This is a genomic window from Hyphomonas sp. UBA4494 (genome assembly GCF_002388935.1).
GTDB lineage: Bacteria > Pseudomonadota > Alphaproteobacteria > Caulobacterales > Hyphomonadaceae > Hyphomonas.
On the sequence record NZ_DGNK01000012.1, the window covers coordinates 24,508 to 46,646 of the forward strand.

Genomic DNA, 22,139 nt, shown 5'->3' on the forward strand with positions numbered 1-22,139 from the left:
CAGCCATGCTTGAGAGCATCATTCGATTCTCGATCAGCCAGCGCTGGTTGGTCCTTGCTGTTGTATTCGGACTTGCCGCACTCGGTATCTACAATTTCAACCGGCTTCCGATCGATGCCGTTCCTGACATCACAAATGTCCAGGTGCAGATCAACACGGAAGCCCCCGGCTATTCGCCTCTGGAAACCGAGCAACGCATCACGTTCCCGGTAGAGACCGCCATTTCGGGTCTTCCTGATCTTGACTATACACGGTCGGTTTCCCGCTACGGATTGAGTCAAGTGACGGTGATCTTCGATGATGGCACCGACATCTACCGCGCCAGACAACTGGTTTCAGAAAGAATCCAGTCGGTTCGAGCCACACTTCCGGAAGGCGTGTCGCCTGAACTCGGTCCTATCGCAACGGGGCTGGGCGAAATTTACATGTACATCCTTTCGGCTGAGCCGGGCGCAATCACTGAAGATGGCGCACGGTACACGGCGATGGATTTGCGCACTCTCAATGACTGGGTGGTCTTGCCTCAGCTGCGCACGGTCGAAGGCGTGACGGAAGTCAACACGATCGGCGGGTTCAAGAAGGAAATCCATATCCTGCCAGATCCGGCAGCCCTCGCCGGATTCGATCTGACGCTAGACGATATCATCGGCGCTTTGGAAGCGAATAATGCGAATACCGGCGCAGGCTATATTGAACGTCATGGTGAGCAGAACCTGATCCGGGTTCCCGGTCAGGCGAATTCGCTTGACGATCTTCGCAACATCACCGTGAAAGACACCGGCGCCTTCGGGATCCGGTTGTCAGATGTCGCAGAAATAACCATCGGTGAAGAACTCCGGACTGGCGCTGCAACCCAGAACGGTGAGGAAGTTATTCTTGGTACCGCCTTCATGCTGGTCGGCGAAAACAGCCGCACAGTATCAGTCGCAGTTGACGAGCGGGTGGACGAAATCCGGCCTGGTCTGCCTGATGGCGTCCAGATCACGCCGGTCTATAATCGCACGACCCTGGTCGATGCGACGATCGCAACCGTCGAGAAGAATCTGGCTGAGGGTGCGTTACTGGTTATTCTCGTCCTGTTTCTCCTGCTCGGAAATATACGGGCAGCACTCATAACGGCGGCGGTCATTCCCGTGGCGATGCTGATGACTATCACGGGGATGGTCGAGAACAATGTGTCGGGCAATCTGATGAGCCTCGGCGCGCTCGATTTCGGCCTGATCGTTGATGGCGCTGTTATCATTGTCGAAAATTGCCTCCGGCGATTTGCGGAGAAGCAGGGGAGCCTCGGTCGCTTGCTGACCCGCGAAGAGCGATTTTCCCTGGCAGCCGAAGCGTCCAGTGAAGTGATCAAACCATCGATATTCGGCGTGATCATCATCACGGTGGTGTATTTTCCAATCTTTGCCCTGACGGGGATCGAAGGGAAGATGTTCCACCCGATGGCCTTCACTGTGGTTCTGGCGCTCACCTCGGCCCTGATCCTCTCGCTGACTTTCGTGCCAGCTGCCGTCGCACTTATTGTCCGCGGCAAAGTCACGGAGAAGGAAAGCCGCCTGATGAGGGGGGCAAAGTGGCTTTACCGGCCGGCTCTTAGCTTCGCGCTACGTGTTCGATACGCTATTGTGATCGGAGCCGTTGCGCTCGTCGGCATCGGTGGCTGGGGGGCAACCAAGCTAGGTTCGGAGTTTATTCCAAACCTTGATGAAGGCGATATTGCCCTCCACGCTTTGCGCATTCCAGGCACAAGCCTGACTCAGGCGATTGAAATGCAGGAAATGCTCGAAGCGAGGATCGTGCAGGTCCCGGAGGTCGAACGCGTTTTTGCCAAGATCGGCACGCCTGAAATTGCGACCGATCCGGTGCCTCCGAGTGTGGCAGACACATTCGTGATCATGAAACCACGTAAGGAATGGCCGGACCCCAGAAAGCCAAAATCGCAACTTGTCTCCGAGCTACAGGCAGTGGTCGAACAGATACCTGGCAGCAAGTATGAGCTGACCCAGCCGATTGAAATGCGGTTCAATGAGCTGATTTCAGGGGTCCGCGCAGATGTCGCCGTGAAAATCTATGGCGATGATCTGGAAACACTGGAAGCGACAGCCGATCGGATTCAGGAGATCGTAACCGGCACGGCTGGCTCTGCCGATGTGCAGCGCGAACAGGTTACGGGCCTGCCTATCTTGTCAATTCGCCCTGACAGGGATGCGCTTGCAAGATACGGGTTGAATGTCGGTGACATCCAGGCGGTTGCGGCAACGGCGCTGGGGGGGCAAGTCGCCGGACGTTTTTTCGAAGGCGACCGCCGCTTCGATATCGTTGTCAGATTCCCGGAATATTTGCGTACGGATGTTGTGGCGATCCAGCGTCTGCCTGTCCCTCTGCCGGAAGGCAGACGGTCCGGCGATGGCGTTATGTTCGTGCCTCTGTCTGAAGTAGCGAGCGTCGACATCGCCCCGGGCCCCAATCAGGTCAGTCGCGAGAACGGCAAGCGCAAGCTTGTTGTCACCTCAAATGTGAGAGGTCGGGATCTTGGCTCATTTATCACCGAACTGCAGGATCGCGTATCGGACGGCGCTGACCTCCCAGCCGGCTACTGGATCGAATATGGCGGAACGTATGAACAGCTTGTCTCTGCCAGTCAGCGCCTGTCGGTTGTGGTGCCCATCGCGCTGCTGATGATTTTCGGTCTGTTGCTGATGCTGTTCGGCACCCTGCGGGATGCCGCGATCGTCTTCTCGGGAGTCCCTCTCGCACTGACGGGAGGCGTGGCAGCGCTCGCCTTGCGCGACATGCCATTCTCGATATCCGCGGGCGTTGGATTTATCGCCCTCTCCGGCGTCGCCGTGCTCAATGGTGTGGTAATGCTCAGTTTCATTCGCCAGCGCCGCGAACGGGGAGAGGCCTTGGGCGAGGCGATCTATGAAGGGGCTTTGCAACGGTTGAGGCCGGTGCTCATGACCGCGCTCGTTGCCAGTCTGGGCTTTATTCCGATGGCGTTCAATGTCGGGCTCGGCAGCGAGGTTCAACGACCTCTTGCGACAGTGGTGATCGGCGGAATTTTCTCCTCGACGCTTCTCACCTTGCTCGTTCTGCCAGCGCTCTACCGAATTGTTCATGGGGGAGAGAAAAGCTCACGACGTGAACCGTTGCTGGCGGACGAGCCGGTGCCAGCGGAATAGGAAGGGCCCTTCAGGCACACTTTCATGCTGGGTATTCTCACTGATCGTACCTATCGGCATCTTTTCCTTGCGCAGCTGGTTGCCCTGATTGGCACCGGGCTACTCACGGTCGCGCTCGGCTTGCTCGCTTTCGAGCTTGCAGGAAACGAGGCCGGGCAGGTGCTCGGCATCGCGCTTGCGATCAAGATGGTGGCCTATATCGCGATCGCTCCAGTCGTGGGGGCCTTCTCGTCCCGGCTCCCCCGCAAGACGTTTCTCGTGGCACTGGATATCGTACGGGCTGGCGTTGCGCTGTTCCTCCCATTCGTCACGGAGGTCTGGCAGATTTATGGATTAATCTTCGTCCTGCAATCGGCCTCAGCGGCCTTCACGCCGACTTTCCAGGCCTCGATCCCCGATATCCTGCCTGATGAGGAAGATTATACGAAAGCGCTCTCGCTCTCCCGTCTTGCGTACGACATGGAGAGCCTCACCAGTCCCCTGATCGCCGCCGCGCTCCTCACGGTGATCTCGTTCAACGGTCTGTTTGCAGGAACAGCAATTGGTTTCGTCGGCTCGGCGATCCTTGTACTAAGGTCGGGACTGGCCATCAGCCGCGCTGCAAAATTCCATAGCGGCGGGGTCTGGGCTCGCACCAGTCAAGGCATGGTCATGTATCTGAAGACGCCTCGCCTTGTCGGATTGCTGGCGGTCACCCTCTCGGCCGCGGCGGCTGGATCTATGGTCACCGTCAACACCGTCGTCATCATTCGCGAGGAACTGGCGCTTTCCCAGGCCGCCTATGCGATTACGCTGGGCGCGTATGGCCTGGGCTCGATGCTCATTGCGCTGTCAGTCTCCAGTATTCTTAGAAAGCTAAGCGACCGGACGGCGTTGCTGGCCGCCTCGGCCTTTCTGACAGGCCTTCTGGCCGCACTTGCCGCGCTGACCCTCTTGATGGGAATTCAATGGCCGATCATTCTTGGCGGCTGGTTCTGTCTGGGGGCGGCCTATTCCTTGTGTGTGACTCCTGCCGGTCGACTGCTCAGGCGCTCATCTCATGCCGACAACCGCACCACAATTTTCGCGGCGCAATTCGCGCTCAGCCATGCGTGCTGGCTAATTGCCTATCCCCTGGCAGGCTGGCTAGGTGCGTCGCTTGGCCAGTCAGCAGCCTTCGCCGGTCTCTGCGCCCTTTCCCTCGCGGGCCTGGTAATTGCGGCGCGCGTCTGGCCAAGGCGCGATGTTACGCAAATCGTTCACGCGCATCCAGACCTTCCTGCCGACCATCCGCACATACGCGACGGTCATCAGCCCGGCGAACCCGTCCATACTTTCGTGATCGACGATATCCATACTCAGTGGCCAAAGCCGACCTGAAAGGAAAGTATAGCCTTAAGTAGACAGCTTTTTACAGGGATCAGTTCACGGAATAGGTTGTGCTTCGCCCATCTCCAGATCGTCTGCACCGGGTCAATTTCCGAAATCATCGAACGCAATGCGGCTGTCCGGCACGTTCAGAGATTTTAACAAAGATAGAACCGCCGCCAGCATGGGTGGAGGACCGCATATATAAAAACTACACGCGTCGAGATCGGGATGTGAGGTGATACACTGATCGCGAACCAATTCATGGATCAAGCCGCGCGGACCAGACCAGGTATCCGTTTCCGGTGCGTCTGACAGGGCCACATGCCAGGAGAAATTTGGATATGCTGCCACAAGCTCTTCCAAATCTTCCTGATAGGCTATGTGTTCCTGTGTTCTGGCCCCATACCAGAACGATATCCGCGAAGATGTGCGTTTTACCTTGAGCTGATCGAGGATCATGGATCGGATCGGCGCGATCCCCGCGCCGCCTCCAATGAAGATGATTTCATCGGCATCCTCATTGATATGAAAATCCCCAAACGGCCCACGCAGATGCAACGTATCACCGCTCTTCCGCGTCAGCAGGAATGCAGATCCGACTCCCACCGGGACGTCCATCATACCGATTTTGGGGAGCGCGAGGCGAATGCTCAACATGACCTTGTTCCCAAACTCGCCCGGGGCGTTTGCGAGGGAATAAGTCCGGAAGACCGGGACATTGGTGCCGAACGTCTTTGCGGCGCCCGACCTTTCCCACTGCGCCTTCACCTGATCAGGCAGGTCCAGCTCATCGAGACAGGATGTAAAGGGCGGAATTTCGACTTGAACGTAGCTACCGGCCCGGAAGTCGAGCGGCGTGGGAAGCGACAGGCACAACTCGTACATGTCCGGCGTGATGAAGGTGGAAGAGACGACGACTGCTTTGATGTCAGTTGCGTCCAGCAGGCCATGCGGTAGCGTCACCGAAAGAGGGGAGGTGATCTGGTGCTGGCATGCCAGCCGGTATCCTTCCTCCAGCTCGGCGTCCGGTATTTGCCGGCGGTCAGCCGGGAAGATCGGGAGAGCCGGGCCAATCCTTACCCGGCAGAGGCCGCATGTGCCACCGCCGCCGCAAGTGGAAGGAAGCGGGTAACCTTCAGTGCCCATCGCTGTGAAGAGTGACTGCATGGGTCGGGCGTCGACGGTCCGGATCGTGCCGCCTTCACTGTCAGAGAGGGCCAGGGCGAAGGTGTGCTTCCGTAAGCGCCATCTGCCGATGACATTGAAGTCATTCCGTCTGAAACTGTCCCACCAGAGAGCAATCCCGCTGAAGCCGAGCCAAAGCACAACGAGCGCGGTCAGGATGATGAGCGGGTGATTGAAGCTGGATCGGCTGACATAGTCCATGATGTGGACCATCCAGAAGACGTCGAACGTTCTCCAATAATTGTTCCGCCTCTCGAGAATCTCGCCATTCGAAGCCGAAACATAAAGGCTCGTCTGCTCGGGGTCGGAGAAGTCGATCCGCCAGGCGGGTGGGGCGTGGTCGCGAATTTCCAGCGTGGACTCGGTGAGAAGACGGGTCCGACTGATCTCGCCCGGGCCGGAATAATCCTTGAGAGCGATGTCGCCAGCGAGCGCTTCGCTCACAATGATTGTGTTACCGGTCACCGCTTCGCCAAGTGTTGAACCGTCCGGCGTGACCGTTTCGAAGACCGCGCGCCCATTGAGGTTTTTGAGACGGATCTCGCGGATATCGCCGCGGCCCAAGGCATCAGGCTGGCCGATCTCGGCACCGGCAAGCTCGCTGAGCGGGGTGGGGGCTGCGGGTGCGGCCTTGTGATGGTGGCCAACAACCTTGCTGTGAGGAAGAATGGCCATGCCGAGGCCGCTCAGCATCCAGAGAGCAAGCTGAATGCCCAGGATCAATGCGATCCATTTATGGCCCTGTCGAATGATCGCCATCATGACAGGGACCCCCGGCGGCGCCTGAAGCTGAAAAAGAGCAACCACATTCCAAGGACCGAGAGCACAAGGCCAAGGCCAGCCGAAATCCGTAGAAGGGTATTGTTCACGTCTGCGCGTTCTTCATAGTCCATGATGTGCAGCATCCAGGCGAAATCGAAGATACGCCAGTATGTGTGGCGTCTGGTAATCAGCGACCCGTCATCCGGTGAGACATAGAAGGCGGTTGATCCGGCATCTTCGAAATCCACGCGCCATAAAGGAAGTGGCCGGGACTGGATTTCTGTCGGCGCCTCTTCCGCATCCACCAATAGCCTGGCCGAGGCTATGTCGGCCGTCCGGGTATAGTGGTATCGCGCGACAGCGATTGCATCGTCTTGCGTGAGCGGAGAAATTTGGCGACCGGTTTCCGCATCCACAAGATGTGATCCGGCCGGAGATCTCACCCGGAAAACGGGTTGCCCAATCCAGCTCGCGAGGACAATTTCGCTGGCGTCCGGATAGTCATCGACCACGTCTTGGAATGTGACGCTTGGCTCATAATCTGCGCCAAGCGTCGCAGCCATGTTCTGAACGAGGTGGTCACCATGAATGAAATCAAGATTTATCACCACCATGTAAACGCCTGTCGCGAGCCAAAGCATGACTTGCGCGCCGATGATGAGCGACAGCCATTTGTGCCACTGGCGCACTCTGAATGCGATATTTTTACCCACGAATGACCGTCCTGAGCTAGGTGTAGTAGAGGGAGAAGGCGTGCTTCGCTTCGATCAACGCGCAAGAATGCCGGGCAGGTTGAGCTGTTTCTCACGGGCGCAATCAATCGCGTCGTCATACCCTGCATCTGCATGGCGCATAACCCCGGTTGCCGGGTCGTTCCAGAGTACTCGCCCAATCCGGCGGGCCGCATCTTCGGTTCCGTCCGCGACGATGACCATGCCAGCATGTTGAGAATAGCCCATGCCGACGCCGCCGCCATGATGCAGGCTGACCCAGGTCGCACCGGATGCCGTATTGAGAAGGGCATTGAGCAGCGGCCAGTCAGAGACGGCGCTTGAGCCGTCGCGCATCGCCTCGGTCTCGCGATTGGGGCTGGCCACTGACCCGCTGTCGAGATGATCGCGGCCGATGACCACCGGGGCCTTCAGTTCGCCATTGGCGACCATTTCATTGAAGGCCAGACCAAGGCGGTCACGGTCGCCGAGGCCGACCCAGCAGATGCGGGCAGGCAGACCCTGAAACGCGATGCGTTCGCGAGCCATATCCAACCATCGATGCAGGTTGTGGTCGTCAGGGAGCAGTTCCTTGACCTTCTGGTCTGTCTTGTAGATGTCCTCCGGGTCGCCTGACAGGGCAACCCAGCGGAACGGACCGACCCCCCTGCAAAAGAGCGGTCGGATATAAGCCGGGACAAATCCGGGAAAATCGAACGCGTTCTCGAGGCCTTCATCGAAGGCGACCTGACGGATGTTGTTGCCATAGTCGAGTGTGGGCACGCCCTGATGCCAGAAGTCCAGCATCGCCTGAACCTGTACCTTCATCGATATGCATGCAGCCTGCTTCACTGCCTCTGGATCGGTGACCTGCTTTTGTTTCCACTCGGACAGCGACCATCCGGAAGGCAGGTAGCCATTGACCGGATCATGGGCGGACGTCTGGTCTGTGACAAGGTCCGGGCGGATGCCCCGCTTTACGAGTTCAGGAAAGATATCAGCTGCATTGCCGCACAAGCCCACGGACTTGGCCTCACCAGATTTGGTCCATGTTTCGATCAGCGCGAGGGCCTCATCCAGACTATCCGTCTTTTCGTCAAGATACTTGGTGCGCAACCGGAAATCTATGTGCTCGGGATCACATTCAACTGCGAGACAGCAAGCCCCCGCCATGACGGCCGCTAGTGGCTGGGCACCGCCCATGCCGCCGAGGCCGCCCGTCAGGATCCAGCGGCCTTTGAGGTTCCCATCATAATGTTGCCGGCCAGCTTCCACGAATGTCTCGTAGGTGCCCTGAACGATGCCCTGCGTGCCAATATATATCCATGACCCCGCTGTCATCTGACCGTACATCATGAGCCCTTTCTTATCGAGCTCATTGAAGTGTTCCCAGTTTGCCCACTTTGGAACGAGATTCGAGTTGGCGATGAGAATCCTGGGCGCGTCGCCATGTGTGCGGAAGACTCCAACCGGCTTTCCGGACTGGACGAGCAGGGTCTCATCCTCCAGTAGCGTCTTGAGCGTTTCCAGAATCTGATCGAAGTCCTTCCAAGTCCGTGCTGCGCGGCCAATGCCTCCGTATACAACAAGCTCGTCCGGGTTTTCTGCGACGTTACGATCGAGATTGTTCTGTAGCATCCGGAAGGGCGCTTCAGTGGTCCAGGACCGGCAAGTCAGGTCCGACCCGGTCGGGCTGGCAATATCGCGTCGGTTTTTCAGCGTCATGTCCAAGGTATTCTCCATTAAAGCGATGCCTGAGCCGTGGTGGAGACGGTGATCAGGATTGACTGAAGCAGGGACCGAAACTTGTCGGCCCGGGGGGTGGAATAGTCGAAAGGAGGTGTTTCGGAGGTGAGGTAGCAGCGCTGCGCGAGCTCCATCTGAATGGCGTGCACCCCCTCTGCCGGCTTGCCATACTGGCGCGTGGTCCAGCCCCCTTTGAAGCGGCCATTGACAACATGCGTGTAGTGAGACGTGCTGGCGCAAATGTCCGCGACAGCCCGGGTCAGGACGGGCGCGCAAGTGGTGCCATTATTGTCACCGACATTCAGATCCGGAAGGCGATCGTCGAACAGGAACGGGATTTTCGACCGAATTGAATGGCAGTCATACAATACAGCGAAGCCATGTAGTGCCTTGATCCTTTCGATCTGCACACTGAGCGCAGTGTGGTATGGACGGTGGTAGTCATTGATCCGGTCTGCGACCTCGTCATCCGTGGGCGCAGTCTGCCAGATAGATTGGCCGTCGAACGTGAAAGTCGGCACAAGACCTGTGCTGTTCTGACCGGGATACAGAGAGGCACCGTCAGGCGGACGATTGGCGTCTATCACATAGCGACTGAAATTCGCACGCACGATTGTGGCGTCGGCCAGAAGGCCGTCATACAATCGCGGAATGTGCCAGTCGGTGTCGAGCAGCCGACGACCTGTGTCATTCAGGGCCTGGAAAATTGGTTCGGGAACATAGGTCCCTGAATGCGGCTGGCCCAGAATGACGGGCCCCTGACCCTGAACAATTGTTACCGGAATCATGGCGTCATCTCTATCGCTGTAACGCCTTGCTGGACGTCGCAGAGCGCATCGCCAGACAGGACAAGCGTCTTCATCGCCTCGATATCGGGGCTGATCATCCGCTCATCATCGAACGGCGCTGCGTGATTGCGGATTGTTCGGATCGCATGCTGGAGGCTGGGGCTTGTCGCAAGCGGCGTGCGAAACTCAACGCCTTGTGCGCCGCATAGCGCTTCGATGCCGAGTATCCCCGCCAGATTTTCGTTCATTTCAAGCAGTCGGCGCGCCGCATGGCAGGCCATGGACACATGGTCTTCCTGATTGGCGGAGGTCGGCGTGGAGTCGACGGAGCGAGGATTCGACAGCGCCTTGTTTTCGCTCATCAGGGCGGCCGATGTAACCTCCGCGATCATCAAGCCCGATTTGAGGCCGGGATCGAGCGCAAGAAATGCAGGAAGCCCAAAGCTGAGGCTGGGATCCACCAGCATGGCAATTCGGCGCTGGGCGATGCTGCCGATTTCCGCTATGGCGATGGCCGTTTGGTCTGCAGCAAGTGCCACGGGCTCTGCGTGGAAATTGCCGCCGGAAACGATGTCGCCATCAGACAGGACGAGCGGATTGTCCGTCGCGGCATTCGCCTCGATTTTCAGGGTAGTCGCGACCTGGCGGAGCTGGTCCAGGCAGGCGCCGATGACTTGGGGGGCACATCTCAGGCAATAAGGATCCTGAACGCGCTCATCGCCGGTCAGATGACTTTCGCGAATTTCTGAACCGGCAAGAAGTTCGCGCAGCCGCCGCGCACTGTCGATCTGGCCGCGATGGCCGCGCAATTGATGGATCTCATCATGGAAGGGGGCGCTTGAACCCATGGCGGCATCAATTGAAAGCGCGGCAGTTGTCAGAGAACAGAGGGCCAGTCGCCAGGCGCCGAACAGGCCAGCGAGCGCGAGCGCGGTAGACGCCTGGGTGCCGTTGAGAAGCGCAAGACCTTCCTTGGCCTGAAGCTCGAAGGACGCGATGCCGGCCATTTGCAATGCCCGACCGGCTGGTATCCTTTCACCCTGATAAAAGACGTCGCCTTCCCCGATCAGGGCAGCGGCCATATGGGCTAGCGGCGCCAGATCACCCGATGCCCCGACAGACCCTTGTGCGGGAATAACCGGTATGATGTCCGCGCTGTAGACTTGCTGGATCCGGTCGACCAGTTCGACGCGAACGCCGGAGGCGCCTCGGGCAAGCGAAATACATTTCAGCGCCATCATCAGACGGACGATATTCGCCGGCAACGGCTCGCCAATGCCGGCTGCGTGCGAGCGGACGAGATTCTTCTGCAACAGGGCCAGGCTGTCCCCATTGATCCTGACGGAAGCCAGCTTGCCAAAGCCTGTATTCACGCCGTAAATTGTCTCGCCCTCCCCAATCCGCCGGGAGAGCGTCCCCACAGAGTCGGCAATCCGGGGATAGGCGCCGGGATGAATCTGGAAATGGGTGGAGTGCCTGTAGAGGGACTCCAGATCATCGAGTGACACCTTGCCGGGCTCAAATTGAACCATCACATATAATTCCTGTTCGAGAGACGCATATGGAGCGGGCTGCGACCGATCCAGTAGGAAAGGTCGGCGGGGTGCGCGACGTCCCAGACGGCCAGTTCGGTCTTGGCCCCTTGCGTGATTTCACCATACATCCCTGCCAGTCCGAGCGCCTTTGCGGCGTTCCGGGTCGTGCCGGCCAGTGCCTCTTCAGGAGTCAGGGAGAATTGGATGCAGGCCATGTTCATCGCAGCAAGAAGCGAGGACAGGGGAGAGCTGCCTGGATTGCAGTCGGTCGCGATGGCTATGTCGACCCCATGCTTGCGAAGGGCGGCGATGGGCGGCAGCTTCGTTTCCCGGAGCGTATAGAAGGCGCCGGGCAGGAGGACAGCCACGGTTCCGGCGCGGGCAAATTCCGGAACATCCGTCTCTGACAGGAATTCGAGATGATCCGCCGAAAGGGCCGAATACCGCGCCGCCAGCAAGGCGCCTTTCAGATCTGAAATCTGTTCGGCATGCAGCTTCACAGGCAGTCCGAGTGAAGCTGCAGCCTGAAAGACGCGCTCGATCTGAGCCGGGGAAAAGCCGATTGCTTCACAAAATCCGTCTACCGCATCGACCAGGCCTTCCTCTGCGGCGCGGACCAGTCCCGGAATGGCAACCTCGTCGATATAATTATCAGGCCGGTCCTTGAAAGCTGGAGGGAGGGCATGCGCGGCCAGCCAGGTCGTGACGATTTTCACGGGCCGCAACGCTTCGAGCTTTCTGGCCACCCGGAGCATGCGAATCTCGTCTTCTATGGTGAGCCCGTATCCCGACTTCACTTCCACGACGGCAACCCCGTCGCTTATCAGGTCATCAAGGCGTCGCAGGGATGCGGACACCAGTGCCTCAAAGCTGGCAGTGCGGGTCGATTCGACCGTGGAGTTTATGCCGCCGCCGCTTCTGGCAATCTCTTCATAGCTCACCCCCTGAAGACGCTGTTGGAATTCCTTCGCGCGATTGCCGCCGAAGACCAGATGCGTGTGACAATCAATAAGCGCTGGCGTCACGAGTCGGCCCTGCAAGGATTGCTCTGCCATTTCGCTTCGTTTGCCTGGGACCGCGCCAGAGCGGCCGACCCATTCGATCAGGCCGTCGCGTTGGAGAATCGCGGCATCCTCGATCAGTCCGTAACTCGGCCGACCGGATTCCATAGTGGCAACAGTGCAATCGGTGAACAGGGTGGGTCGTGTCATCGCTCTTGTCTTATGGCAGCAACATATTTATATGTACACACATAATAAAAGGGCGTGCAAGACAAGATGACCATCGAAATTTCTGCCAGTCAGATGCTGTCCGCCAGAGGGTGGCTGCATGATGCCAAGATCAGTATCGACGCCGAAGGATATGTGGTCGACATTGCGCCAAATGATGGTCAGTGCGACCATTCCGTGGGCGTTCTTTTGCCAGCCATGGGCAACGTTCACAGTCACAGTTTCCAGAGGGCCATGGCCGGGCTGGCTGAGCGTCGCGGACCGACAGCAATCGATGATTTCTGGACCTGGCGTCAGGTCATGTACCGGTTTCTGGAGCTTCTTTCTCCTGATGACATCGAAGTCATCGCGGCTCAAGTCCAGATGGAAATGATGGAGGCGGGTTATGCGGCGCAGGCAGAATTCCATTATCTTCATCATGCGCCCGGCGGCAAGATTTACGACCAACTCGACGAGACGTCCCTGAGGCATTTCAAGGCCGCCGAGTTCACCGGCATCGGCTATACTCATCTTCCGGTTCTTTATATGCAGGGCGGGCTTGATGGGCGCCCGCTGGAGGGGGGGCAAACACGGTTTGGCTGCGATCTCCAGCAATTTTCGGACCTTTATGAATCTCTCGCGGCGCGGCTCGGGGGCATGCCGGACGACTTCAAACTCGGTGTGGCGCCGCATTCGCTACGCGCCGTGTCATCAGAAGGCATGGAGTTGGCGCTCAGCCTCTGCCCGATCGGGCCAATCCATATACATGCCGCAGAACAGATCGGCGAGGTGAGGGAAGTGGTCGAAATTCTGGGCTCCCGACCCGTGCGCTGGCTTCTCGATCATATGCCCGTCGATGCGCGCTGGTGCCTGATCCATGCCACACAGATGGAGCCGGAGGAGACGCTGGCTCTGGCCAGGTCCGGGGCGGTGGCTGGGATTTGCCCGATTACCGAGGCCAATCTCGGGGACGGAATCTTTGATGGGCATCGCTTTCTGGGCGCGGGTGGAATGATTGGGATTGGTTCGGATTCGAATGTCAGGATTGGTCTCACCGAGGAGCTTCGGATGCTCGAGGTCTCGCAGAGGCTTCGGGATGGTAAGCGATCGGTTCTCACAGATGACCAGACATTGTCGAATGGACGGTATCTGTACGAACGCGCCGCGCGAGGATCGGCGCGCGCCCTCGGGCGGAATGCGGGGCGGATTGAAGTCGGCGCCCTGGCAGATTTTATCGCGCTCGACCTCAATTCACCTGTCCTGGGTGCCTTGCGGGAGGACGCAATCCTTGACGCATGGATTTTTGCGGGCACGGATGACATTGTTACTCATGTCTGGTCGGCGGGGCGGCATATGGTCAGGGACGGGGCTCATGTGAACCGCCACGAGATACAGGCGGCATATTCCGAGCTGAATGTCCGATTGAGGGGGAGACTATGACCAAGATGACGCACCAAATCATTCGCCAATCCATTCTCGAGCGGATTCAGAAGGGGGAGTGGGGGCTTGGGGATCTGATCCCGGGCGAGGCGTCCCTCGCCGAAGAATACGGGTGTGCCCGCACAACGATCAATCGCGCGCTGCAGGGGCTCGCAGATGAAGGTCTTGTCGTTCGCAAGCGGAAAGGAGGAACGCGGGTCTGCAACATGCCTGTCCGACAAGCTAGGTTCGACATTCCAATCGTGCGTGAGCAGGTGGAAGCATTTGGAGGGCATTATCGCCATCAGGTCCTGCGCAAGGTCGAAAAAGTGCCGCCCTTGTCAGTTCGTACGCGGCTTGGCTTGGAAAAGGGAACCAAGGCGTTACAGCTGGACACGGTGCATCTGGCCGATGGCCGACCGTTTGCGTATGAAGCGCGCTGGGTCAATCTGAAAGTTGTGCCCCAGATGAGGAGCGCGCCTTTCGACGATGTCAGCGCAAATGAGTGGCTGGTTCAGACCGTTCCGTTTTCCAGTGGCGATGTGTCGTTCAGTGCTGTCGCGGCTGGCAAGGATGTCGCAAGCGCGCTGGAGTGCAAGGAGGGGGATGCGCTGTTTGTCATCGACCGTACCACGTCGCTCGCGGGGGAATTTGTCACGACGATGAAGCTTTTCTATCGCGAAGGGTATCAATTGTATTCGCGTCTTTAACGCTGGTAGGCCCGGCATCGGGGAACGGGGCATGCTCTGACCGGTTTTGTTGCAGGAAATGATCAGAATCCCGGCATCTGCACGCGCGACGATCCTGCCTGGGCATAGCGAGGGCGGCGAGTCGGCATGTGACCATTGCGGGTTTGTCGAGACCTCTCTAGGCTGACGCCAAATCGAATGAACATTCCAGGCCAGAAGGACCCCTCAATGTCGGTGCGTACCCGCAAAATTGCCCTAGGCCCTCTTGAGATCTCCATTCTGCAATATCTCTGGAAGCGCGGACCGGCCGAGGTCAAGACGGTTCACCATGATCTGGGGCGCAAGGGCGGGCAGTCCTGCAACACATTCCAGTCGGCGATGGACCGTCTCTTCAAAAAGGGATTGCTGTCGCGTCACAAGGTCAGCCATGCTTTCCTCTACGAGGCGTCCGTAAGCCAGTCTCAAGTCGTCACCCGTGTGATGGATGATGTTCTGAAGACGTTGTCCGAGAATTCCCGCGATGACTATCTGCTGGCATTTCTCGACCATGCGGCAGAGTCCGACAGTGCTGCGCTTGATACGCTCGAACGTCTGATCAAGGAGAAACGACAGGAGCAGAACGACGCAAGGCGAGGAGAAGATGATGGGTAATGCCGCCTTCCTGACCAATCTCGGAATCGCGTTTTTTGCGGCCTTGCTTGCCGCGCTCATCATCGGTGCCGTCCAAAGCGCCGTATGGCCCCGGTTTCACCGGCATCTTTCCCAGCTCAGTCCCCGACAATATGGGCGCGCGATCTTCGGCTATGCGTCGGTTCCCTTCGTGGTCAGCCTGGCCTTGTTTGTCTCTTGCGCGGCAGTGCCGACATCTGCCGGGTTCAACAGTATGCCCACGCATTGTCATTTCGAAATGATGGTGACCTCTTGCCGCCCACATGAACCTATGTTGCTGACGCGGCTCGCTGTTCTCGGTTTTCTGGCCGTGCTGGCGCTTCTTACGATGCCCATTGTCCTTATTTTTGTGCACCGCATGCGCCTGCATGGCCGAGTCATTCGAGATCTGGAAACCTGGAGCCGGTATGATCCGGAACTGGGAGCCTGGGTTGCCAAATCCCGGACCATTTCCGCATTTTGCGTTGGCATAGTACGGCGGCGGATTTTCGTAAGCGAAGGCTTGCTCGCAAGCATTGTTCCCGAGCAGGCCCGGATTGTCCTTGATCATGAACGCGCTCATGCGCGGCGCGCGGATGCCCTATCGCTGTTTGCGCTTCAGGTCCTGACCTTACCATTCTTTCCCAGTGCAAGGCGCGGTCTGGCCGACGAATTTCTGATTGCGGTTGAATATGAATGTGATCGATATGCCGCCAGCCAATGCGGTGATCGATTGGCGGTGGCAGAGGCCCTCATAACGCTGGGCCGGTTGCGGCAGCAAAAGCGCTCATGCGAGCCAGAAACGGCATCCTTGAGTGTTTTTTCCGTGCTTGGGCAATCCCTGGAGCGTCGGATCAGTTGGTTGGTTCAGTCCCCTTTACCGATGCGTGATAGTGGGGCTGTGCTTGTTGAGCGGCTTGTTTGCTATGCTGTCATCGTGTCCTTCATTGTTGCAGAACCGGTTCATCATGGTCTCGAACAGGTCTTGATGCTCGCGTTTAACTGATAAATTCAAGGCGCAGCCGAGTTTTTGAGGCAGAATTTCAGGATTCCATTATCGACCTCTTGAAATAAGGCGGCAAGGCCCGGCCGCATGCTTTCAGCGTAAGTCTTCATAAGTTGGCAGACAGCGCCCAAAATTTGTTATGTGCACGCATAATGGTAATTGCTCGGTCAAAAAAATGTTGACGCTGCTATTTTTGACAATAACAATACAGTTCTTCGAAAGGCTTCTTGTGAAGTTTTGGAAGTGGTGTTGGTGCGGGAGTGAGGCCATCCATCAAGCTTGTTGATGGCTTACAGACTGAATACAGCGGATTTCTGCACGCTATCCGAGGGGGAGTGCCAGTTGAGTCGATTAAATTCATCAGGGGACTGTAGAGTCAGTCCAGATGCGTTCGGGTGTCGAGGTTTATTTGCGCCTGCAATTTACGCAAAAAACCGATCATTCGTCGGTTTTTTGTTCGAGGTTGATCAAATCCTTGGCGGTGGCGCCGAAGATCAATGGCATGCCTCGGATTTAGTCTAACTGTCATTGGTCCCGAGACTGCTCGGGTAGCAATGTATGCAACCATAGGAGTGGTGAAATGAAAGTGAATGGTTCGGGGAGTGCCAGGGGGTTTGCAAATAAACTCATGGTGACAACAGCAATGACTTTGGGCGTCTCGTTCATCGTTGCGGCGGCCGCGTCCGGGCAGGAGGCCGATACGGTCCCTGCCAGCCAGGAGGAGGTCGCGACCCAGGAAAAAGTTGTGGTAACGGGAAGCCGTATTCAACGCAGTGATCTGACGAGTGTGGGGCCGCTGGCTGTTCTTGATGAGCAGGAAATATACGCAACTGGTATCACAAATGTGGAAGAGCTTCTGCAGACTCAGTCGTTTTCGGCGGGTTTTGCCGGCAATGCCAATGCTGCGTACTGGGTGTCGGGAGGCTGGGGAACGGCGCAGGTCAATCTGCGCGGTCTAGGTCCGAACCGGACGCTCGTACTGCTGAATGGCCGACGGGTTGTTGCAGGTGGTTCAGGGGCAAACAGCTCTGTAGACCTGAACATGATCCCCGTGTCGCTCCTCGAACGGGTGGAAGTCCTCAAGGACGGCGCATCGGCAGTCTATGGCGCGGATGCTGTGTCCGGCGTTGTCAACCTGATCACGAAAGATGAATTTGACGGGTTCAGACTCGATACCAAGTTCGGCATTTCGGATGAGGGGGACGCTGAAGAATATCTGGTCGACATGACCTGGGGCGTCACCAATGATCGCGGCAGCCTGATGTTCAATGCGAGTTATCAGAACAATCTTGCCGCGCCCTTGGATGTGCGAGCGCCCTGTGCGTTGGCCGACCTGGATGGGGACGGTGATCTCGAATGCACCTCAGGAAGTTCGAGCACGGCGGGTGGCCGCGCCGTATTGCCGAATGGCGATCAGATCAATTTCATTGGTGGCGACGCCTATGAGCCTTTCAGCCTTGCCGCGCATGGGTTTAATTCCAATCCCTTCTTCAATGCGTCGAATCCTGTCGAACGCGTCAGCTTTGCGGCCATCGGAAAGTATGACCTCAATGATTCGACGCGCTTCTTCAGTGAAGCCTTGTTCAACTGGCGAACGTCGAACCAGCCAGGATCTCCTGCAACCTTGAGCAATATTTCGTTTGATGCATCGCATCCGACAAATCCGACCGGTGAAGACATCATTCTCCTGCGGCGCCGGACCGCCGAATTCGGTTCCAGACAGTTCGAGCAGGATGTTTCGACCTGGAGACTCGTCGCCGGTGTCGAAGGCGATTTATGGGATGGCTGGAATTACGATCTGTCTCTCAACTGGGGCCGAAACACTGCTGTTGATGCGTTGAAGAACAATATAAATACGCGCCGCCTGGCCGAGACGCTGGATCCCACGCTGTGTGGAATGAATGGAATTCCTTGTGCGGATATTCTGGGTGAGGGCGACCTGACTTCAGAAGTGGGAGATTATATCCTGATCAATCAGCGCGACACTGGCGGGAATGAGCAGATCAGCTTCACCGGCAATATCTCGGGCGCGCTGTTTGACCTGCCTGCCGGACCTGTGGGTTTCGCTGCGGGGTTCGAGTATCGTGAAGACAAGGGCTGGCTTGAGCCAGATTCCCTGCTGGTCGCGGGGGATGCGCTCGGCAATGCGCAGGATCCGGTCAGCGGCTCGATCGAAGCCCAGGAGCTCTATGCAGAGGTCAATGTGCCGCTGGTGCGCGACCTTCCACTCGCCCAAGCGGTAGATCTTGATCTGGCTGTGCGATATTCCGATTACGATCTGTTCGGTTCGGATGAAAACTACAAGGTCGGAATAAACTGGCAATTGGTGCAGGACTTCAAACTCCGCGGCACCTATTCAACTGCCTTTCGGGTTCCAAGCGTCACGGAACTGTTTTCCGGCGTGAGCGAAGGTCAGATCCCGACAGCCGACCCCTGTTCCAACTGGGCGACAATGGATCCGTCCAGTGCGGTTTATCAGAACTGTCAAGCTGCCGGCGTGCCGGTAGGCTACACCCAGCTCGGGTCAGCCATTCTGACCGATCAGGGGGGCAACCCGAACCTTGAACCGGAGGACGCTGCCACATTCACGGTTGGTGCTGTATACCAGCCAAGTTTCGTCCCTGGACTGTCCATCACGCTCGATTATTTCGACATCGACATTCAGGATGCCATTCGGCAGACTTCCGGATCCACGAAACTCGCCTCCTGCTACACATCAGTCGGCCTGTCCCATCCGTTCTGCGGACCCACGCACCATACGCGTAATGCCCTGACCGGAGACATCGACTTCCTGTCTGCGCAGAGCGCCAATACCGGTGACGAAGTCATGCAGGGCATCGATATCAGCGCCAGCTATGATTTCGCGACTGGCAACATCAAGCACTCCGTGGAAGTTCAAGCCACACATCTGATGAAGTACGAAGTTACCGCATTTGATGGGGACACGCCCTTTGTTTATGATGGCGGTGTAGGCTGTTGTGATGGTGGCTATCCATCCTGGCGTGCGACCGGGTCCTGGTCGGCCAGTTCCGGCCCATGGCATGGAACCTATAATGCGCAGCTGATTGGTTCAGCAACGGACTATTATGGTGCGCCCGGAGCCATCGGTACTGATATTGATGCTGTTCTCTACCACAATGTCCAAGGTGGATACCAGCTTACAGAAAACCTGAAATTGAGCGCTGGTGTTGACAATCTGTTCGACAAGAAGGCCCCCTACGTCAGATCTTGGTCGGACGGAAATACCGATACCATGACCTATTCCTTGCTCGGGCGATATTTCTACGCGCGTGCAACCTGGGTCCTGGACTAAGTGCTCAGGCAGTTGCCGGTTTGAGGGGCGCCCCCTCCCTCGAGCCGGCAACTCGCCACCCTCCCCAGTCACATATATCATATTGGAGTTTGAGATGTTGCTCACGCGAATGAAGGCAGTTACCGCGCTCATCGCATCATTGGTCCTGCTTTCGCCCGTCGCCCATGCACATGGTATTTCGGAGGAAGCACGTCGCAGAATGCTTGAAGGGGGAGATCTGCAATATCTCATCCTGGGCGCCGAACACATGATCACCGGGTATGATCATCTGCTCTTCCTGTTTGGGGTCATGTTCTTCCTGACAAGTTTTTCCTCAATACTCCGCTTCGTGACAGCCTTCACGATCGGCCATACAATCACACTGATTTCCGCCACATATCTGGGCATTACGGCCAATTACTTCTTGATCGATGCAATCATTGCTCTGACAGTTATCTACAAGGGGTTTGAAAACCTTGATGGTTTCCCGAAAGTCTTCGGGACAAAGTCACCCAATCTCTTGTTCATGGTTGTGCTGTTCGGCCTGATTCACGGGTTTGGCCTGTCGACGCGGCTACAGCAGCTGCCCATCCGGGAAGATTCCGGCCTGCTGATGCACATTCTGTCATTCAATGTGGGCGTGGAATTCGGTCAGATCGCTGCGCTTATCGTGATGTGGATCGCTCTGAACCTGTTGCGGCGCACAAGGCATTTCGGATCTGCGAGTGTTTTCATCAATGCAGGCCTCATATTTGCTGGCTTTGCCCTGTTCCTGATGCAGACCCACGGCTTGTTCCATACGACCATGCAGGAAGACTATCCGATAAGCCGGGACGATCACATCCATGCCCATCTCGAAATGGGATCGATGGGACAGACCACAGCTCCGGCAGCGTCCCCTTCGCCCAGCACAGATTTCGCAAAACCTGCGGCGTCCGAGCAGACGAGTGACGAGGCGCATGGTCATTCACATGCGGCTGACGGGTCGCATTTCATGCCCGGAGAGGTGAAGCCAGCCATGACGGTTGGGGCGACACCGACTTCGCCTGAATACATTCAGCTGGCGAACAATGTGGAGATCATCGAGAGTGTCCAGGAGGCCATGAACAGTGGCAGCGCCACGTTTACGCATGAGGGCTATTTCGGTCCGCTCCTGTTCGGCGAAGAGCTGCGTGCCTATACGCTCCGCCTGGAGCCGGGCATGTTCCTGTCTGAGCACCCGCACCCGACCGAGAGCATCGTCTATACGCTGAGCGGCCGCTATGTTTTGTGCAGCGAAGGCAAGCGGAAGGTGATGGAAGCCGGGTCGATCTTCCATTTCGGCTCGAACATGCCCACCGGCTGGGAAGCGCCCTTTGCAGAAGGGGCCGAGATCCTGATCTTCAAGAAGAAGCGTGAAGGCGATGACTATGATTCGTTTGTCGCGGGGATCAAGGATATGGCGACCGGCCTGGACGTACAGCTCAAGGATGGCGAACCCTTCTACTATAGCCAGCTGCCTGCCGACCATCCGGCCATCCAGTTCGCCCGGTCGAAGAATCCGGACTTCAATGCCGTGCTCGAAACCTCCGGGCCAACCAAGTAATCCCTGTCATCAAGAAGGAGACTGTCCATGAAAAAGACCTTTCTTGCCGTATCATTTCTGGCTCTGAGCTTGGGCGGATGCGCTGGGACCTCTTCCACCGCACTCCTTACCTCGGAGCCGGTGGAACAAAGCGATGTACAGTGGAGCCTTGTCGACTCCGTGGATCTCGAGGCGATCAATTCCGATCTCGAAATCGGGAAACCGACCGTTGATATCGGTCTGTATTATCCTTCGAACCTTCACCCGGATGCGGTCGAGAAACTGCCACTCAGCGGATTGGTGAAAGAATTCCTCAATGCGAAAAAGGTCTTTGAGCCCACCGGGGTCCAGTTCAAGCTTCTCTGGATCAAGACGGGGCAGGTCGACCCTCAGCACCTGGCGATCACGGCATCCAATTGGGAGACCGATCTGCCGTCCGGGGGCTATGGCAACATGTATGTCCAGAGCGCCATCCATCCGACAGAAATGTCGGATGGAGCGGTGGCGGCGTTCGAGACCATCATCGAGCCGGCGCCGGAAAACAGCCGGACCGTCTATCTGGTCGCGATGCAGAATGTCTACATGCCGTATTATGAGGATCTCGACGGGGGACGGAACTGGGCTCCGAAAGTGGTGAACACGTCCGGTCTGTCCTTTCCATCCTACACGTATGCGGACACGATTCCTGACCGGATACGCGGCGTGATCACACTGACAAAGCATGACGCAACCAACAAGCTGACAATCGCCCATGAGCTGGGTCACAAGCTGATGAATGTCAGTCACGAGTATCGGGACGTAAGCCCGCAGCACGAAATACGGTCCGATGATGGATTGATGCTTTATGGGTCCGGCACGCAGATTCCCTCCGGGCAGGAGGGACGCTGGCATCAGGAACGTCTGCTTCTTTCGCCCTATATCTATCGGGCCGATGCGGCAGGCGAACGGGTCTGGAATGCCGATTTCCAGGCAGGCGGCGTCTATTATGATCCCATCTACGGAGATTATGCGGTCCAGTTCGACTAGAACCATGAGGCGTCGGCCTCCACGCTGGC

The 22,139-nt window shown here is 57.4% G+C and carries 15 protein-coding genes; 9 read left to right on the forward strand and 6 right to left on the reverse strand.

Annotation, left to right across the window (positions count from 1 at the left end; translation table 11 throughout):
• The first annotated feature begins 5 nt into the window (after positions 1–5).
• On the forward strand, positions 6–3,182 hold the full coding sequence (locus B2P82_RS04340) for an efflux RND transporter permease subunit (protein WP_290495389.1): 3,177 nt from the start codon (positions 6–8) through the stop codon (positions 3,180–3,182).
• A gap of 24 nt (positions 3,183–3,206) precedes the next feature.
• On the forward strand, positions 3,207–4,541 hold the full coding sequence (locus tag B2P82_RS04345) for an MFS transporter (RefSeq protein WP_290495391.1): 1,335 nt from the start codon (positions 3,207–3,209) through the stop codon (positions 4,539–4,541).
• Positions 4,542–4,634: 93 nt separating this feature from the next.
• Here the strand turns inward: B2P82_RS04345 and nqrF are convergent, their stop codons facing one another.
• The 6 genes from nqrF to hutI are packed head-to-tail and all read right to left on the reverse strand — an operon-like array spanning position 4,635 to position 12,469.
• Positions 4,635–6,479 (reverse strand): NADH:ubiquinone reductase (Na(+)-transporting) subunit F, encoded by a 1,845-nt coding sequence (gene nqrF / locus B2P82_RS04350; RefSeq protein WP_290495393.1) that lies wholly within the window; start codon positions 6,477–6,479, stop codon positions 4,635–4,637.
• Positions 6,476–7,192 (reverse strand): PepSY domain-containing protein, encoded by a 717-nt coding sequence (locus B2P82_RS04355; protein WP_290478577.1) that lies wholly within the window; start codon positions 7,190–7,192, stop codon positions 6,476–6,478. Before B2P82_RS04355 ends, nqrF begins: the two co-directional genes overlap by 4 nt.
• Before the next feature lie 54 nt (positions 7,193–7,246).
• Positions 7,247–8,914 (reverse strand): urocanate hydratase, encoded by a 1,668-nt coding sequence (gene hutU / locus B2P82_RS04360; protein ID WP_290495395.1) that lies wholly within the window; start codon positions 8,912–8,914, stop codon positions 7,247–7,249.
• A gap of 17 nt (positions 8,915–8,931) precedes the next feature.
• Positions 8,932–9,723 (reverse strand): N-formylglutamate deformylase, encoded by a 792-nt coding sequence (hutG, locus tag B2P82_RS04365; protein WP_290495397.1) that lies wholly within the window; start codon positions 9,721–9,723, stop codon positions 8,932–8,934.
• On the reverse strand, positions 9,720–11,255 hold the full coding sequence (hutH, locus tag B2P82_RS04370) for a histidine ammonia-lyase (protein WP_290495575.1): 1,536 nt from the start codon (positions 11,253–11,255) through the stop codon (positions 9,720–9,722). The genes hutG and hutH overlap by 4 nt, the downstream gene beginning before the upstream one ends.
• Positions 11,255–12,469, reverse strand: a complete 1,215-nt coding sequence (hutI, locus tag B2P82_RS04375; protein WP_290495399.1) for an imidazolonepropionase — start codon at positions 12,467–12,469, stop codon at positions 11,255–11,257. Before hutI ends, hutH begins: the two co-directional genes overlap by 1 nt.
• 66 nt (positions 12,470–12,535) lie before the next feature.
• Here hutI and B2P82_RS04380 point away from each other — a divergent pair, with 66 nt between their 5' ends.
• From B2P82_RS04380 to B2P82_RS04410, 7 genes are all read left to right on the forward strand, one after another.
• Entirely contained in the window at positions 12,536–13,906 is a 1,371-nt protein-coding gene (locus tag B2P82_RS04380; RefSeq protein ID WP_290495401.1) for a formimidoylglutamate deiminase, read from the forward strand.
• Complete coding sequence (gene hutC / locus B2P82_RS04385; protein WP_290478583.1) at positions 13,903–14,595, forward strand: histidine utilization transcriptional repressor HutC; 693 nt, start codon at positions 13,903–13,905, stop codon at positions 14,593–14,595. Before B2P82_RS04380 ends, hutC begins: the two co-directional genes overlap by 4 nt.
• A 207-nt stretch (positions 14,596–14,802) precedes the next feature.
• Entirely contained in the window at positions 14,803–15,225 is a 423-nt protein-coding gene (locus B2P82_RS04390; protein WP_206993087.1) for a BlaI/MecI/CopY family transcriptional regulator, read from the forward strand.
• The gene (locus tag B2P82_RS04395; RefSeq protein WP_290495403.1) at positions 15,215–16,228 is read left to right on the forward strand and encodes a M56 family metallopeptidase; all 1,014 of its coding nucleotides are present in this window, start codon (positions 15,215–15,217) and stop codon (positions 16,226–16,228) included. Before B2P82_RS04390 ends, B2P82_RS04395 begins: the two co-directional genes overlap by 11 nt.
• A gap of 643 nt (positions 16,229–16,871) precedes the next feature.
• Positions 16,872–19,541 carry a TonB-dependent receptor gene (locus B2P82_RS04400; protein ID WP_290495405.1) on the forward strand — a complete coding sequence of 890 codons (2,670 nt, stop codon included), beginning with the start codon at positions 16,872–16,874 and terminating at the stop codon, positions 19,539–19,541.
• A 94-nt stretch (positions 19,542–19,635) separates the two neighbouring features.
• Positions 19,636–21,105 (forward strand): HupE/UreJ family protein, encoded by a 1,470-nt coding sequence (locus tag B2P82_RS04405; RefSeq protein WP_290495407.1) that lies wholly within the window; start codon positions 19,636–19,638, stop codon positions 21,103–21,105.
• 27 nt (positions 21,106–21,132) lie between these two features.
• A complete protein-coding gene (locus tag B2P82_RS04410; RefSeq protein WP_290495409.1) occupies positions 21,133–22,110 on the forward strand; it encodes a hypothetical protein in 978 nt (325 codons plus the stop codon).
• Positions 22,111–22,139: the final 29 nt, after the last annotated feature.

Bases quoted from the DNA above. Each gene is read 5' to 3' on its own strand.
- B2P82_RS04340 (WP_290495389.1), top strand. From the start codon at position 6: ATGCTTGAGAGCATCATTCGATTCTCGATCAGCCAGCGCTGGTTGGTC.
- B2P82_RS04345 (WP_290495391.1), top strand. From the start codon at position 3,207: ATGCTGGGTATTCTCACTGATCGTACCTATCGGCATCTTTTCCTTGCG.
- nqrF (WP_290495393.1), bottom strand. From the start codon at position 6,479: ATGATGGCGATCATTCGACAGGGCCATAAATGGATCGCATTGATCCTG.
- hutU (WP_290495395.1), bottom strand. From the start codon at position 8,914: ATGACGCTGAAAAACCGACGCGATATTGCCAGCCCGACCGGGTCGGAC.
- hutG (WP_290495397.1), bottom strand. From the start codon at position 9,723: ATGATTCCGGTAACAATTGTTCAGGGTCAGGGGCCCGTCATTCTGGGC.
- hutH (WP_290495575.1), bottom strand. From the start codon at position 11,255: ATGGTTCAATTTGAGCCCGGCAAGGTGTCACTCGATGATCTGGAGTCC.
- hutI (WP_290495399.1), bottom strand. From the start codon at position 12,469: ATGACACGACCCACCCTGTTCACCGATTGCACTGTTGCCACTATGGAA.
- B2P82_RS04380 (WP_290495401.1), top strand. From the start codon at position 12,536: ATGACCATCGAAATTTCTGCCAGTCAGATGCTGTCCGCCAGAGGGTGG.
- hutC (WP_290478583.1), top strand. From the start codon at position 13,903: ATGACCAAGATGACGCACCAAATCATTCGCCAATCCATTCTCGAGCGG.
- B2P82_RS04390 (WP_206993087.1), top strand. From the start codon at position 14,803: ATGTCGGTGCGTACCCGCAAAATTGCCCTAGGCCCTCTTGAGATCTCC.
- B2P82_RS04395 (WP_290495403.1), top strand. From the start codon at position 15,215: ATGATGGGTAATGCCGCCTTCCTGACCAATCTCGGAATCGCGTTTTTT.
- B2P82_RS04400 (WP_290495405.1), top strand. From the start codon at position 16,872: ATGACTTTGGGCGTCTCGTTCATCGTTGCGGCGGCCGCGTCCGGGCAG.
- B2P82_RS04405 (WP_290495407.1), top strand. From the start codon at position 19,636: ATGTTGCTCACGCGAATGAAGGCAGTTACCGCGCTCATCGCATCATTG.
- B2P82_RS04410 (WP_290495409.1), top strand. From the start codon at position 21,133: ATGAAAAAGACCTTTCTTGCCGTATCATTTCTGGCTCTGAGCTTGGGC.